The 13705-nt window shown below is 69.6% G+C and carries 14 protein-coding genes and 3 pseudogenes; 8 read left to right on the plus strand and 9 right to left on the minus strand.

The window, feature by feature from the left end; translation table 11 throughout:
* Positions 1-28: 28 nt before the first annotated feature.
* Positions 29-169 (plus strand): annotated as a pseudogene (locus A5701_RS29265) (helicase-related protein); the annotation flags it as partial.
* Positions 170-249: 80 nt separating this feature from the next.
* Here the strand turns inward: A5701_RS29265 and A5701_RS04825 are convergent.
* Positions 250-1279 (minus strand): annotated as a pseudogene (locus A5701_RS04825) (DEAD/DEAH box helicase); the annotation flags it as partial.
* Between the two features lie 38 nt (positions 1280-1317).
* On the minus strand, positions 1318-1989 hold the full coding sequence (locus A5701_RS04830) for a TetR/AcrR family transcriptional regulator (protein WP_067749339.1): 672 nt from the start codon (positions 1987-1989) through the stop codon (positions 1318-1320).
* 299 nt (positions 1990-2288) lie between these two features.
* Here A5701_RS04830 and A5701_RS04835 point away from each other — a divergent pair, with 299 nt between their 5' ends.
* The 4 genes from A5701_RS04835 to A5701_RS04850 all read left to right on the plus strand — a co-directional run bounded on the left by A5701_RS04835 (position 2289) and on the right by A5701_RS04850 (position 4662).
* Positions 2289-2672, plus strand: coding sequence for a hypothetical protein (locus tag A5701_RS04835; RefSeq protein ID WP_067749344.1), 384 nt, complete (start codon positions 2289-2291; stop codon positions 2670-2672).
* A gap of 96 nt (positions 2673-2768) precedes the next feature.
* A complete protein-coding gene (gene usfY, locus A5701_RS04840; RefSeq protein ID WP_067749347.1) occupies positions 2769-3080 on the plus strand; it encodes a protein UsfY in 312 nt (103 codons plus the stop codon).
* A gap of 359 nt (positions 3081-3439) precedes the next feature.
* Complete coding sequence (locus tag A5701_RS04845) at positions 3440-3877, plus strand: ATP-binding protein (RefSeq protein ID WP_067749350.1); 438 nt, start codon at positions 3440-3442, stop codon at positions 3875-3877.
* Entirely contained in the window at positions 3874-4662 is a 789-nt protein-coding gene (locus tag A5701_RS04850) for an RNA polymerase sigma factor SigF (RefSeq protein ID WP_067749352.1), read from the plus strand. The genes A5701_RS04845 and A5701_RS04850 overlap by 4 nt, the downstream gene beginning before the upstream one ends.
* On the opposite strand, the gene A5701_RS04855 is transcribed toward A5701_RS04850, so the two are convergent.
* The 7 genes from A5701_RS04855 to A5701_RS04885 form a co-directional block, all read right to left on the minus strand.
* Positions 4633-5058, minus strand: coding sequence for an STAS domain-containing protein (locus tag A5701_RS04855; protein WP_067749355.1), 426 nt, complete (start codon positions 5056-5058; stop codon positions 4633-4635). The genes A5701_RS04850 and A5701_RS04855 overlap by 30 nt on opposite strands.
* A 177-nt stretch (positions 5059-5235) precedes the next feature.
* Positions 5236-7029: an acetyl/propionyl/methylcrotonyl-CoA carboxylase subunit alpha gene (locus A5701_RS04860; protein WP_067749358.1), complete on the minus strand. Its 1794-nt coding sequence runs from the start codon at positions 7027-7029 to the stop codon at positions 5236-5238.
* A 108-nt stretch (positions 7030-7137) separates the two neighbouring features.
* Positions 7138-7575, minus strand: a complete 438-nt coding sequence (locus A5701_RS04865; protein ID WP_067749361.1) for a SufE family protein — start codon at positions 7573-7575, stop codon at positions 7138-7140.
* The gene (locus tag A5701_RS04870) at positions 7572-8465 is read right to left on the minus strand and encodes a sulfurtransferase (RefSeq protein WP_067749364.1); all 894 of its coding nucleotides are present in this window, start codon (positions 8463-8465) and stop codon (positions 7572-7574) included. Before A5701_RS04870 ends, A5701_RS04865 begins: the two co-directional genes overlap by 4 nt.
* 99 nt (positions 8466-8564) lie before the next feature.
* Positions 8565-9215, minus strand: coding sequence for a nucleoside triphosphate pyrophosphatase (locus A5701_RS04875; protein WP_067749370.1), 651 nt, complete (start codon positions 9213-9215; stop codon positions 8565-8567).
* Entirely contained in the window at positions 9212-9481 is a 270-nt protein-coding gene (locus A5701_RS04880; RefSeq protein ID WP_197499119.1) for an acyl-CoA carboxylase subunit epsilon, read from the minus strand. The genes A5701_RS04875 and A5701_RS04880 overlap by 4 nt, the downstream gene beginning before the upstream one ends.
* Positions 9478-11118 (minus strand): acyl-CoA carboxylase subunit beta, encoded by a 1641-nt coding sequence (locus tag A5701_RS04885; RefSeq protein WP_067749378.1) that lies wholly within the window; start codon positions 11116-11118, stop codon positions 9478-9480. Before A5701_RS04885 ends, A5701_RS04880 begins: the two co-directional genes overlap by 4 nt.
* 35 nt (positions 11119-11153) lie before the next feature.
* Here A5701_RS04885 and A5701_RS04890 point away from each other — a divergent pair, with 35 nt between their 5' ends.
* The 3 genes and pseudogenes from A5701_RS04890 to A5701_RS04900 form a co-directional block, all read left to right on the plus strand.
* Positions 11154-12710: an FAD-binding protein gene (locus A5701_RS04890; RefSeq protein WP_067749386.1), complete on the plus strand. Its 1557-nt coding sequence runs from the start codon at positions 11154-11156 to the stop codon at positions 12708-12710.
* Between the two features lie 17 nt (positions 12711-12727).
* A complete protein-coding gene (locus A5701_RS04895; RefSeq protein WP_067749395.1) occupies positions 12728-13534 on the plus strand; it encodes a biotin--[acetyl-CoA-carboxylase] ligase in 807 nt (268 codons plus the stop codon).
* A gap of 10 nt (positions 13535-13544) precedes the next feature.
* A pseudogene (locus A5701_RS04900) lies at positions 13545-13705 on the plus strand (PH domain-containing protein); the annotation flags it as partial.

Genomic DNA, 13705 nt, shown 5'->3' on the forward strand with positions numbered 1-13705 from the left:
CGGCCAGACCTACGGCGCCGAGCCGCTGTTGGCGCGCGCCCACCACGGCTCGGTCAGCAAGGAACAGCGCGCCCTGGTCGAAGAGGACCTCAAGCGCGGCCTGCTCAAGGCCGTGGTCGCGACGTCGAGCCTGGAGCTCGGCATCGACATGGGCGCGGTCGACCTGGTGATCCAGGTCGAGGCGCCGCCGTCGGTGGCCAGCGGCCTGCAACGCATCGGGCGGGCCGGCCACCAGGTCGGCGAGGTGTCCCAGGGCGCGCTGTTCCTTGCTGACCGAGCCGTGGTGGGCGCGCGCCAACAGCGGCTCGGCGCCGTAGGTCTGGCCGCTGCCCATGATGTGGGCGGGCGCCCCGCCCGCCACCTTGGTGTTGGTCTCGCCGGACAGGCCCAGACCGCAGCGTTCGGCGTGAATCTCGTTCAGCCGCGCGGTGAGCCGCTCGGCCAGTCGCCGCGAGTTGGCGAACACGATCGTCGAGTTGTGCGCCTCGATCAGGTCGACCAGCCGCGCCTCGACGTCGGGCCAGATGCTGTTGTTGGCCAGGTTGGCCATGTCGGGCACCGGCACCTGCACCGTCAACTCGACGGTCTTGGCCGCGCGGGGGGCCACGATGGTGGTCGGCTGCTGCCCGGAAAGGAACCGGGCGAGCTCCTCGGGCGGGCGCACCGTCGCCGACAGCCCGATGCGCTGCGCTGGCGGCCCCTCCCGCAGTTCGTCGAGCCGCTCCAGCGACAGCGCCAGGTGCGCGCCCCGCTTGCCCGCGGCGATGGCGTGGATCTCGTCGACGATCACCGTCTGCACGCCGGCCAGGGTCTCGCGGGCGGCCGAGGTGAGCATCAGGAACAGCGACTCGGGCGTGGTGATCAGCACGTCGGGTGGCCGCGCGATGAGCTGACGGCGTTCGGCGGGCGGGGTGTCGCCGGACCGGACGCCGACGCTGATGGCCGGTGGCGGCAGGCCGTGCCGCTCGGCGATGCGGGTGAGCCCCGCGAGCGGAGTGCGCAGGTTGCGTTCGACGTCGACCGCCAGCGCCTTGAGCGGAGACACGTACAGCACGCGGGTACCGGCCGGGCGCTCGGCCGCGCCGGCGAGCGAATCCAGGGCCCACAGGAATGCCGCGAGCGTCTTGCCGGATCCGGTCGGCGCGATCACCAGCGTGTTGTCGCCGTCGGCGATGGCATCCCAGGCCTCGGCCTGCGCGGCGGTGGGGCCGGCGAACGTGCTGGTGAACCATTCGCGCGTGGTCGCGCTGAACCGGCCTAACGGATCACGGGTGGTCACCTAACCATGGTGCCAAGGCGCACCGACAAGTACGCGGGCTAGCGCGGCTGGATCCGTGCCGTCGCCATCGCGTGGGACAGCTCCTCGGGGATCTCCGGCACCCGGGCGATGGCGTCGAACAGCGAGTGCGCACACGCGTCGGCGAGGCGTTCGGCGTTGATCGTCGGGTCGATGATGCGCTGGCGGCACAGCTCGAAGGTGAACGCCAGCCAGCCGTGGCAGATCACCCGGAGGTCCCGCTCGACGTCGGCTTCCAGCTTCGCCCCGGAGATGTTGGCCACCAGGTCGTGGATGCGGCTCATGATGTGTTCGAGCTGGCGGTTCTTGGCCTCGTCGTCGACGCCCAGCAGAACCGGGTCCGACCGGCCCAGCCCGACGTAGGCCGCCCACGCGGCCTCCGGGTTCTGCTCGTGGTAGGCCATGTAGGCCATGACGCCGACGCGCACCTCTTCGTACATCGTGAGGCCGGTGGCGTCGTCCATGTTGGTGGTCTCGTACAGCCGGTCGGCCTCGTCCTTGACCACCGCGGCGAAGAAGGCCCGCTTGTCGGGGAAGTAGTGATACATCAGCGCACGCGACACCCCGGCGCGCTCGGCGATCTCGTCGATGCGCACCTCGTCGTAGGGTCGCTTTCCGAAGACTTCTGCCCCCAAAGCGAGCAGCTCAGCGCGTCGATCCTCGGGGGATAAGCGCCTTCGGGCTGTCGGCATGTGAGAGATAGTACTCATCGGTTCTGAGACACCAACCATATTGTGACCATCGGGGCTCCGCGCCCTTGGCCAGCGGTATTGCCGGAAAAATTGACGGTATCGTCGACGCTGCCCGCCGCTTGAGCCCGCGCCGGTTTCACCGGGTTTGCCGCGGGGTATCTGTTCCCATGCGCTATCCGCAAAGTGCCAGCGCGATTGCAGCGCCCCGTCGTCGGACATTTGTCATTGCGGAGTAACTATTGCGACGCAGCAAACGATGAATAAGGCGTTGGCCACACAGGGGGATATGAGGGATACGGATGCACAAAGCCGATGAGCGATCGGGTGGCGATCGCTTGGGACAGGAAGACGGCGAAGTGCGCGCCGCCATCCGGTTCGCGGTGCTCGCCGCGATCGCGGCGGTCGGCTTCCTGGTGCTGGCCGCGCTGTGGGTGAGCACCTGCCCGGGCACCGGTGTCGACACGGCGGCCTGCGGTGCCCCGCAGCGGACGTTGCTGGCGCTGGGCGGACCGGCCATCTTGCTGGCGGCCGGGCTGTGGGCCTTCCTGCGCACCTACCGCGTATGGAAGGCGGAGGGCACCTGGTGGGGATGGCACGGCGCCGGGTGGTTTCTCTTCACGCTGATGGTGCTGATGGTGGCCATGGGCGTCGCGCCGATCGCGGGCCCCGCGCTGCCGCTCTGATCGGGTCTCGCCAAAAGCCTTCCCGGGGATCTACCGTTGAGGGTGCAACCCTAATTGAGCTGCGCATGAGTCATAAGTTCTCCACTAGGAGCAGCCATGGGAGACACCTTTCATGACCCCGTCGACCATCTGAGGACCACGCGGCCGCTCGCCGGCGAGTCGTTGATCGACGTGTTGCACTGGCCCGGTTATCTGCTGGTGGTGGCCGGCGTGATCGGGGCGTGCGGAAGCCTGGCGGCCTTCGGCACCGGACACCACCACGAGGGGATGACCGCGGGCGTGCTTGCGATCATCGCCGCGGTCCTGGGGCTGGTGTGGGTGGCCGTCGAGCACCGCCGGATCCGCCGGATCGCGGACCGCTGGTATGCCGAGCACCCCGAGGCATACCGGCAGCGGCCCGCAAGCTGACGGTCTGCCCGCCGGCCGTTCTGGGCAACGCGCCTTTTTGCCAGGAGGCAAATTGCGGGGTTACCGGCCTCGTCGAGTGGGTATCAGGTCTGCACCATGATGAGTGCCGGAACGGTTGCGTTAGCGTGGTCACCCAATCATGGGGACCAGGATCACGGACACGCCGACATAGATGCTTACAGCCAGAAGAACCAATACAGCCAGCGCGATTCCGGCGAGCGCCGCCGCGCGCTCGAACCGCCGTGCCCGATCGGTTCCGGCGGTCTCCGGCGGCGGCCATGACTGATCGGCTCGAGCGTACGGTCCACGGCGGACTAAGGGGTGGTAGTAGTGGTAGTCAACCGTTGCCGGGAGACCAGATGAACGATGCGGGAGTGCGCGCTCACAAGCGCCAGCGCGGTAACCGTGCCGTCGAATTGCACGTTGCGGCGCGCCTGGAGAACCTGGCGATGCTGCGGACGCTGGTCGGTGCGATCGGCACCTTCGAGGACCTGGACTTCGACGCGGTCGCAGACCTGCGGCTCGCGGTCGACGAGGTATGCACCCGGTTGATCCGCTGCGCCACCCCCGACGCGACCCTGGTCGTGGTGGTCGACCCGCAGGACGAGCAGTTGGTCGTCGAGGCGTCCGCGGCGTGCGACACGCACGACGTGGTGGCGCCCGGCAGCTTCAGCTGGCACGTGCTGACGTCCCTGGCCGACGACGTCCAGACTTTCCACGATGGTCGCGAACCCAACCAAACCGGCAGCGTGTTCGGTATCACGCTGACGGCGCGACGGGCGGCCTCCAGCAGGTGACCCCACCAGCTGCCGGGGGTTCCGTCTCTCGACCGAACGAATACGCCGATGTCCCGGCGATGTTCCGCGAGTTGGCCGATGTCGACCCGGGCTCGATGGAATTTCAGCGCCAGCGGGACAAGATCGTCGAGCGCTGCCTGCCTCTGGCCGATCACATCGCCCGCCGGTTCGAGGGCCGCGGCGAACCGCGCGACGACCTCGTGCAGGTGGCGCGGGTCGGGTTGGTGAACGCGGTGGTCCGGTTCGACGTGGAGGCCGGGTCCGACTTCGTGTCGTTCGCGGTGCCCACGATCATGGGCGAGGTCCGCAGGCACTTCCGCGACAACAGCTGGTCGGTGAAGGTGCCCCGGCGCCTGAAGGAACTGCACCTGCGCCTCGGCACCGCCACCGCCGAGCTGTCGCAGCGGCTGGGCCGGGCGCCCACCGCCACGGAGCTCGCCGCCGAACTCGGCATGGACCGCGAGGAGGTCGTCGAGGGCCTGGTGGCGGGCAGCTCGTACAACACCCTGTCCATCGACAGCGGTGGGGGCAGCGAGGAGGACGAGGCCCGCGCGATCGCCGACACCCTGGGCGACGTCGACACCGGTCTGGACCGGATCGAGGATCAGGAGTCGTTGCGGCCCCTGCTCGAGGCGCTGCCGGAGCGGGAGCGAACGGTGTTGGTGCTCAGGTTCTTCGAGTCGATGACGCAGACCCAGATCGCCGAACGGGTGGGCATCTCGCAGATGCACGTGTCCCGGCTGCTGGCCAAGTCGCTAACGCGGCTGCGCGACCAGTTGCAGTAGGGACTCCGGCTCCCCGTCGTCCGCGGATCCCAGCAACGGCTCGGCCGCGGGCGTCGTCACCGGGAGGGTGCCGTCGGGGTCGCAGATGCGCAGCAACCGCGCCACCGCCGCGCTCGGCGCCATCGCCCAATCGGCTTGGGCGCCCGAGCACACGACGTTGATCCGGTGCAGTGCCGAAAAGCCGGCCGTGCCAATGAATTTCAGGCCACGCAGGTCCAGTATCACGCGCTGGGAACTGGCGATGGCGTTTCGCACGTACGCCGCGAGCTGATCCGCGTTGGCGGCGTCGAGCTCGCCGTCCACCGTGATCAGTGTCCCCGACGGGTACCAGCGCGCGGTGAATTGCGCCGCGCGGCTGTGTTGCCAAGATTGGGCCACAGACATTACTGACTCCATCCGTAGAGCAGGATGTGTGCTGCGGAAGACGTCAGGCGTCGATCGAGGCTGAGAACAAGTGAGTTCACCTTCTCCCGCGCCCTTACGTGATCCGGACGGCTGTGAACTCAACCTGCCCCGAACGGTACCCGCGCCGGACCGGGCCGACAACTGTTTCCCAGGATTATTGTCCGATCGCTATTTGATCTCGGCGAGCACCGTGCCCTGGGTGATGGCGGCGCCCGCCTCGACCGCGAGTCCGGTGATGACGCCGTCCTTGTGCGCGGTGACCGGGTTCTCCATCTTCATCGCCTCGAGGACGACGACCAGGTCGCCGGCGGCGACCTCCTGCCCCTCCTCGACCGCGACCTTGACCACGGTGCCCTGCATCGGCGCGGTCACCGCGTCGCCGGAGGCGGCGGCACCCGAGTGCGCCCCGCGCTTGCGCGGCTTGGGCTTCTTGCGGATGACCCCGGCCGGGTCGGCGGAACCGTTGGACAGCGCCAGGTCGCCGGGCAGCGACACCTCGAGCCGGCGACCGCCCACCTCGACGACCACCGTCTGGCGGGGCCGGGCGTCCTCCTCGTCCAGGGGCTCGCCGCCGGTGAACGGCTCGATGGTGTTGTTCCATTCGGTCTCGATCCAGCGCGTGTGCACCGAGAAGCCGTCGCCGTCGCCGATGAACGCCGGGTCGGACACCACCGCGCGGTGGAACGGGATCACGGTGGCCAGCCCCTCGACGTGGAATTCGTCGAGGGCCCGCCGCGAGCGGGCCAGGGCTTCTTCGCGGGTGGCGCCGTACACGATCAGCTTGGCCAGCATCGAGTCGAACTGGCCGCCGATCACCGATCCGGCTTCGACACCGGAATCCAGCCGGACCCCCGGCCCACTGGGCGTGTCGTACCGGGTGACCGGGCCGGGCGCCGGCAGGAAGCCGCGGCCGGCGTCCTCGCCGTTGATCCGGAACTCGATGGCGTGGCCGCGCGGCGTGGGATCCTCGGTGAGGTCCAGCTTTTCGCCGTTGGCGATCTTGAACTGCTGCAACACCAGGTCGATGCCGGACGTCTCCTCGGTGACCGGGTGCTCGACCTGCAGGCGGGTGTTGACCTCCAGGAACGAGATCAGGCCGTCCTGGCCGACCAGGTACTCGACCGTGCCGGCGCCGTAGTAGTGCGCCTCCTTGCAGATGCGCTTGGCCGACTCGTGGATCTCCTTGCGCTGCGCGTCGGTGAGGAACGGCGCGGGCGCCTCCTCGACCAGCTTTTGGAAGCGGCGCTGCAGGGAGCAGTCTCGGGTGCCGGCCACGATGACGTTGCCGTGCTGGTCGGCGATCACCTGCGCCTCGACGTGGCGGGGCTTGTCCAGGTAGCGCTCGACGAAGCACTCGCCGCGACCGAAGGCGGCGACGGCCTCGCGCACCGCCGACTCGTACAGGTGCGGGATCTCCTCGATGGTGCGCGCCACCTTCATGCCGCGGCCGCCGCCACCGAAGGCCGCCTTGATGGCGATCGGCACGCCGTACTCCTCGGCGAAGGCCACCACCTCGTCGGCGTCCTTGACCGGGTCCGGGGTGCCCGGCACCAGCGGGGCCTGGGCGCGGGCGGCGATGTGGCGGGCGGTGACCTTGTCACCGAGGTCGCGGATCGACTGGGGGCTCGGGCCGATCCAGATCAGGCCGGCGTCGATGACCGCCTGGGCGAAATCGGCGTTCTCCGAAAGGAACCCGTAGCCGGGGTGGACGGCGTTGGCGCCCGACTTGGCCGCCGCGTCGAGGAGCTTGCCGATGTCCAGGTAGGACTCGGCGGAGGTCTGGCCGCCCAGGGCGAACGCCTCGTCGGCGAGCCGCACGTGCGGCGCGTCGGCATCGGGCTCGGCGTACACCGCCACGCTGGCCAGGCCCGCATCGCGGGCCGCGCGGATCACCCGGACAGCGATCTCGCCGCGGTTGGCGACAAGCACTTTGGAGATCCTCGAGCTGGCGTGACTAGCCACTGCGCCTCCTGTTTGGCAGATCTGAAGCGGACGTGTTTCCGCCTTGGGCTTCTTTAAGAGAGTTTCTTACAACTCCAGGGAAGTCTAAGCGCCGCGCCGTCAGGCCGATCAGGCGGTGCCGGAATTCTGGCCTGACTCGCGCAGCCGCCGCTTGATGCGGGCGAGCATCGCCGACATGCCCCGCAACCGCAGCGGGCTGATCAGCGCGGCCAGGCCCAGGTCGGTGTAGAAATCCTCGGGCACCGCCAGGATGTCGGCGGCGGGTTGCTCGTCGAGTCCGGCCGCGAGGATCGACGCGAACCCGCGCGTGGTGGGCGCCTCGGCGGGGGCGCTGAAGTGCAACCGCACCCGGTCCCGGTCGCTCGCATCGACGTGCAGGAACAGCGGGGTCTGACACTCGGGGACGGGCTCCATGGCCCGCTCCTCGAGTTCGGGCGGCAGGGCTGGCAGGTCGTTGGCGAATTCGAGCAGCAGCGCCAGCTTGTCCTGGCCCTCGACTTCGGCGAAGTCGGACACCACCTCGGCCAGGGGCGCGGGCAGGCTCATCGGACCGGAACGGCCCCCGGCTCTTCGCCGGCGACGATCGGCGTGCGCACGGTGTTGCCCCACTCCGTCCACGATCCGTCGTAGTTGCGCACGCCGGGCTTGCCCAGCAGGTACGTGAGCACGAACCAGGTGTGGCTGGACCGCTCGCCGATGCGGCAGTAGACGACCGTCTTGTCGTCGGGCTCGATGAAGCCGTAGATCTCCTCGAGCTCCTCGCGGCTGCGGAATCGGCCGCTCTCATCGACGGCCTTAGCCCAGGGGATGGACCGGGCGGTGGGGATGTGGCCGCCGCGCAGCACGCCCTCCTCGGGGTATTCGGGCATGTGGGTGCGCTTGCCGGTGTACTCGTCCGGCGAGCGCACGTCGATCAGGGGCTGGCCGCCCAGAATGGCCAGCACGTCGTCCTTGTACGCCCGGATGGGCGCGTCGTTGCGCGTGACGACGGGATAGCCGGAGGAGGTCTTGGTCGGCACGTCCAGGGTGGTCTCCCGGCGCTCGGCCAGCCACAGGTCGCGCCCGCCGTTGAGCAGGCGCACGTCGGAATGGCCGAACAGCGTGAAGACCCACAGCGCGTACGCGGCCCACCAGTTGCTCTTGTCGCCGTAGATCACCACGGTGTCGTCGCGCGAGATCCCTTTGCGGTCCATCAATTCGGCGAACTGCTCGCCGTTGATGTAGTCGCGGACGGTCGGGTCGTTGAGGTCGGTGTGCCAGTCGATCTTGACCGCGCCGGGGATATGGCCGACGTCGTAGAGCAAGACGTCCTCGTCGGATTCGACGATCACCAGGCCGGGGGTGCCCATGTTGGCCGACAGCCAGTCGGCGGTGACCAGCCGTTCGGGGTGGGCGTAGTCCGTCAGGGTCGGGCTTGGATCCGGGGGTAATGCCACAACCCGAGCCTACCGTCAGCGCCGCAAGGGCCCCGAGCGCCATTGACTGTCGCGACACATAGACGTCTGCGACGACACGCCGGCGAAGGCCGCCGTGGTTTATGTCTCGCGGTTTCCGTTGCTCACCGTCCACAGCTGCGCCACCGAGAGCCCGACGCGGGCCAGCAACGACCGCAGCAGCGGCAGGCTCACGCCGATCACGTTCGAAGGGTCGCCCTCGATGCCGTCGACGAACCAGCCGCCCAGCCCGTGGAGGGTGAACCCGCCGGCCACCTGCAGGGGCTCGCCTGCGGCGACGTAGGCCCGCAGGTCCGTATCCGTGGGGGCGGCGAAATGCACTGTGGTGCAAGCGGATTCCACTTCACGATGGGTGATCGCGCCGCCGCTCAGGCGCAGCAGGCAGTGCCCGGTATGCAGCAGGCCGGAGCGGCCGGCCATGCGGCGCCACTGGGCCGTCGCGGCGTCGGCCGAGCCGGGCTTGCCGCACAGCTCTCCGTCGAGGTCCAGCATCGAATCACAGCCGAGGACAACGCAATCGGCGGCGACGTCGCCGTCCAGCGCGCCCGCCACCTGTTCGGCCTTGGCCGCCGCCAGCGCGCACACCACCTCGGCCGGGCCGGCGTCGGGTCCCAGGGCGGCGAGGAGGGCGTCCTCGTCCACCCCGGAGACCACGACCAGCGGATCGATGCCGGCCTGGCGCAGCACCTTGCGGCGGCCCGACGAGGCCGAACCGAGGACCAGGCGGGTCAATGCTTCATGTGTGTCATCTGCTGGAAGGTGAGCCGCTGGTAGTTGGACATCGCGAACCGCAGTCGGTCCACCGGCAGGCCCCAGCGCGTGCGCTCGGGCTCGCCGGGCTCGGGGGCGGGGCCGCCCACGACGCCGAGCGCGGTGACCAGCGCGGCCAGCTCCGCGTCGGTCGGTTGACCCTTGAGGACCTGGATATGCGGCTCGTGCGGCCCGTGCGTGGTTTCGGTTGTCTCGGAACCGTTTTCGTCGCTCATCTCGTCGCTCACAGCGGGATGTTCCCGTGCTTCTTGGGCGGCAGGTGCGCGATCTTGCGTTCCAGCAGCCGCAGCGCGGTGCCGATGTAGCCGCGCGTGTGCGACGGCGGGATGACCGCGTCGACGTATCCCCGCTCGGCGGCGACGTACGGATTGACCAGGGTGTCCTCGTACTCCTGCTGCAGCTCCAGCCGCAGGGCGTCGACGTCCTTGCCCTCCTTGGCCGCCTCGGCCAGCTGCTTGCGGTAGACGAAGCCGACGGCCCCGGAGGCGCCCATCACCGCGATCTGCGCGGTCGGCCAGGCGATGTTGACGTCGCAGCCCATGTCCTTGGAGCCCATGACGCAGTACGCGCCGCCGTAGGCCTTGCGGGTGATGACGGTTATCTTCGGAACGGTGGCCTCGCCGTAGGCGAACAGCAGCTTGGCGCCGCGCCGGATGATGCCGTTGTATTCCTGGCCGGTTCCCGGCAGGAAACCCGGGACGTCCACCAGCATGATGATCGGGATGTTGAAGCAGTCGCAGGTGCGCACGAACCGCGCCGCCTTCTCCGAGGCGTTGATGTCCAGGCAGCCGGCGAACTGGGTGGGCTGGTTGGCCACGATGCCGACCGGCCGGCCCTCGATGCGGCCGAACCCGACGACGATGTTGGTGGCGTAGCCGTTCTGGATCTCCAGGAACTCGTCGTCGTCGAGGATGCGGGTGATCACCTCGTGCATGTCGTAGGGCTGGTTGGCCGAGTCCGGGATCAGCGTGTCCAGCTCGAGGTCCTCCTCGGTGAGGTTGTCCTCGATCGCGCCCTCCGGGATGGGCTCGGCGTAGCGCGGTGCGTCGGTGGCGTTGTTCGGCGGCAGGTAGCTCAGCAGGTCCCGCACCCAGTCGAAGGCGTCCTGCTCGCCGGAGGCGACGTAGTGCAGGGTGCCCGACTTGGCCATGTGGGTATGCGCCCCGCCGAGTTCCTCCATCGTGACGTCCTCGCCGGTGACGGTCTTGATGACGTCCGGCCCGGTGATGAACATCTGGCTGGTCTGGTCGACCATCACCACGAAGTCGGTCAGGGCGGGGGAGTAGACGTGCCCGCCGGCGGCCGCGCCCATGATCAGCGAGATCTGCGGGATCACGCCGGAGGCCAGGATGTTGTTCCGGAAGATCTTGCTGTACAGGCCGAGCGAGACGACGCCCTCCTGGATGCGGGCGCCGGCCCCGTCGTTGATGCCGATCAGCGGGCGGCCGGTCTTGATCGCCAGCTCCTGCACCTTGACGATCTTCTCGCCGTACACCTCGCCCAGGCTGCCGCCGAACACCGTGGCGTCCTGGCTGAAGATGCACACGTCGCGGCCGTCGATGGTGCCGTAACCGGTGATCACCCCGTCGCCGAGGGGGCGGTTGTTCTCCAGGCCGAAGTTCTTGCTGCGGTGCCGGGCCAGCGCGTCGAGCTCGACGAACGAGTCCTCGTCGAGCAGGGCGAGGATGCGCTCGCGGGCGGTCAGCTTGCCCTTGGCGTGCACCTTCTCGACGGCCTCTTCGCCCACCGGGTGCAGCGATTCCTCGCGGCGCTTGTGGAGTTCGGCCAGCTTGCCTGCGGTGGTGTGGATGTCGATCGTGTGCTCAGCGGCCGGCTCTGCGGTGTGGTCGGTAACGCTTGTCATGGGATCCGAGCTTAGCGGCGCGCTAGTCTCCGCTGATGGACTGGGCGACCGAATGCGACGTGCTGGTCGCCGGGTCGGGCGGCGGAGGCGTCACCGGCGCCTACACCGCGGCACGCGAGGGCCTGGACGTGATGCTGGTGGAGGCGACGTCGAAATTCGGCGGTACCACCGCCTACTCCGGTGGCGGCGGCGTCTGGTTCCCGTGCAATCCGGTGCTGCTGCGGGCCGGCGTCGACGACACCATCGAGGACGCGCTCACCTACTACCGGGCCGTGGTCGGTGACCGCACCCCGCGCGAGCTGCAGGAGGCGTATGTCCGCGGCGGGGCCCCGCTGATCGAATACCTGGAGGCCGACCCCCACCTGAAGTTCGTGCCCCTGCCCTGGCCCGACTACTACGGCAAGGCGCCGAAGGCGCGGCTGGACGGTCAGCGCCACATCGCCGCGAAGCCCTGGAAGGTGGCCGCCGCCCCCGAACTGCGGGAGGTGATCCGCGGGCCGTTGGACACCGACCGGCTCGGGGCCGAACCACCCTCGGACTACTACCTCGGCGGCCGCGCCCTGATCGCTCGGTTCCTCACGGCGATCGCTCAGTACCCGAACGCGGCGCTACAGCGCGACACCGCCCTGGTCGAGCTCGTCCTTTCCGACGGGGCGGTGACCGGGGCGATCGTGGAGAGCGGCGGCGAGCGGCGGGCCATCCGCACCCGGCTGGGCGTGCTGCTGGCCGCCGGCGGCTTCGAGAACAACGAGGAGATGCGCCGCGAATTCGGGGTGCCCGGCACCGCGCGAGACACCATGGGCGGCCCGGGAAGTCGCGGCCTGGCGCTGCGGGCCGGCATCGCCGCGGGCGCCGACACCGACCTGCTGGACCAGGCGTGGTGGTCACCGGGCATGACCCATCCCGACGGGCGGTCCGCGTTCGCGCTGTGGTTCACCGGCGGCATCTTCGTCAACCAGGACGGCGACCGGTTCGTCAACGAGTCCCAGGCGTACGACCGGGCCGGCCGCGAGATCATCGCGCAACTGCAGGACGGTTCAATCACGTTGCCGTACTGGATGATCTACGACGACTCCGACGGCGAGGTGCCCCCGGTGAAGGCGGCCAACGTGTCCATCGTCGAGACCGGGAAGTACGTCGCCGCCGGCCTGTGGCACACCGCGGACACCTTGGAGGAACTGGCGGACAAGATCGGCGTGCCGGGCGGGCGGCTGGCGGCAACGGTGGCCCGGTTCAACGGTTTTGCCGCCTCGGGCGTCGACGAGGACTTCGGCAGGGGCGACGAGGCTTTCGACCGCGCGTTCTCGGGGGGCGCCTCGCCGCTGGTGCCCATCGAACGCCCGCCGTACCACGCCGCGGCGTTCGGGATCTCCGATCTGGGCACCAAGGGCGGCCTGCGCACCGACGCCGCCGCCCGGGTGCTCGACACGTCCGGTAATCCCATACCGGGCCTCTACGCCGCAGGCAACACGATGGCCGCGCCCAGCGGCACGGCGTATCCCGGCGGTGGCAACCCGATCGGGACCAGCATGCTGTTCAGCCACCTGGCCGTCCTGGACATGCTCGACGTCGTGAGCCGCCGGCGCCGCTGAGTCCTAGGCTGGGTCCAGTGACAGACCGAGACCAGCTCCGGCCACCTTTGGACCAGGCCGCATTACGCGCCGAGCTGATCGGCACCGGGCTGGGCTGGCGCCGGCTCGACGTCGTCGACGAAACCGGTTCCACCAACGCCGACCTGCTGGCCCGCGCCGCGTCCGGGACCGACGTCGCCGGGGCCGTGCTCGTCGCCGAGCACCAGACCGCCGGGCGCGGGCGCCACGGCCGCGGCTGGTCTGCCACCCCGCGGGCCCAGCTCACGATGTCGGTCGCCGTCAGCATCGTCGACGTGCCGACCTCCGGGTGGGGCTGGCTGCCGCTGGCCACCGGGGTGGCGGTGGTGGACACGTTGGCCCCGCTGCTCGACGGCGTTCGGGTGGGGCTCAAGTGGCCCAACGACGTGCTGGCGGGGGACCCCCCGGGCAAACTGGCGGGCATCCTGGCCGAGGTGGCGCGGCCGGTGGTGGTAATCGGCTTGGGGCTCAACGTGTTTGAGGCACCGGCCGATGTCGAGGGGGCCACCTCGCTGGTCGACTTGGGCGTGCCGGCGCCCGACCGGACCCGGCTGGTGTGCGGGCTGTTGAAGGAACTCGGGCGGCGGATCGTGGCCTGGCGCGCCGCGCGCGGGGCCGACTGGGCGCTGGCGGCCGACTACCGGGCGCGCAGCCTGACGGTCGGCGCGCGGGTGCGGGCGCACCTGCCGGGTGGCAAAGAGGTGGTCGGGGACGCGAGCGCGGTCGACGACCAGGGCAGGTTGTGCATCGAAAGTGGGGGACAGACGGTCGTCGTTTCGGCCGGTGACGTGGTGCATCTGCGGTAGCTTCTGGCAGGTGAGCTATCCGGATAACGTCCTGGCCGCCGGCGAGCAGGTGATCATCCACCGCCACCCGCACTGGAAGCGGCTGATCTGGCCGGTCGTCGTCCTTTTGCTGGTGACCGCGATCGCGGCGTTCGGGTCGGGATACCTCAACTCGACGCACTGGAGCCAGCT

This window comes from Mycobacterium sp. E3305 (assembly GCF_001666785.1).
Classification (GTDB): Bacteria; Actinomycetota; Actinomycetes; order Mycobacteriales; family Mycobacteriaceae; genus Mycobacterium.

Bases quoted from the DNA above. Each gene is read 5' to 3' on its own strand.
- A5701_RS04830 (WP_067749339.1), bottom strand. From the start codon at position 1,989: ATGCCGACAGCCCGAAGGCGCTTATCCCCCGAGGATCGACGCGCTGAG.
- A5701_RS04835 (WP_067749344.1), top strand. From the start codon at position 2,289: ATGCACAAAGCCGATGAGCGATCGGGTGGCGATCGCTTGGGACAGGAA.
- usfY (WP_067749347.1), top strand. From the start codon at position 2,769: ATGGGAGACACCTTTCATGACCCCGTCGACCATCTGAGGACCACGCGG.
- A5701_RS04845 (WP_067749350.1), top strand. From the start codon at position 3,440: ATGAACGATGCGGGAGTGCGCGCTCACAAGCGCCAGCGCGGTAACCGT.
- A5701_RS04855 (WP_067749355.1), bottom strand. From the start codon at position 5,058: ATGGAGTCAGTAATGTCTGTGGCCCAATCTTGGCAACACAGCCGCGCG.
- A5701_RS04865 (WP_067749361.1), bottom strand. From the start codon at position 7,575: ATGAGCCTGCCCGCGCCCCTGGCCGAGGTGGTGTCCGACTTCGCCGAA.
- A5701_RS04885 (WP_067749378.1), bottom strand. From the start codon at position 11,118: ATGACAAGCGTTACCGACCACACCGCAGAGCCGGCCGCTGAGCACACG.
- A5701_RS04890 (WP_067749386.1), top strand. From the start codon at position 11,154: ATGGACTGGGCGACCGAATGCGACGTGCTGGTCGCCGGGTCGGGCGGC.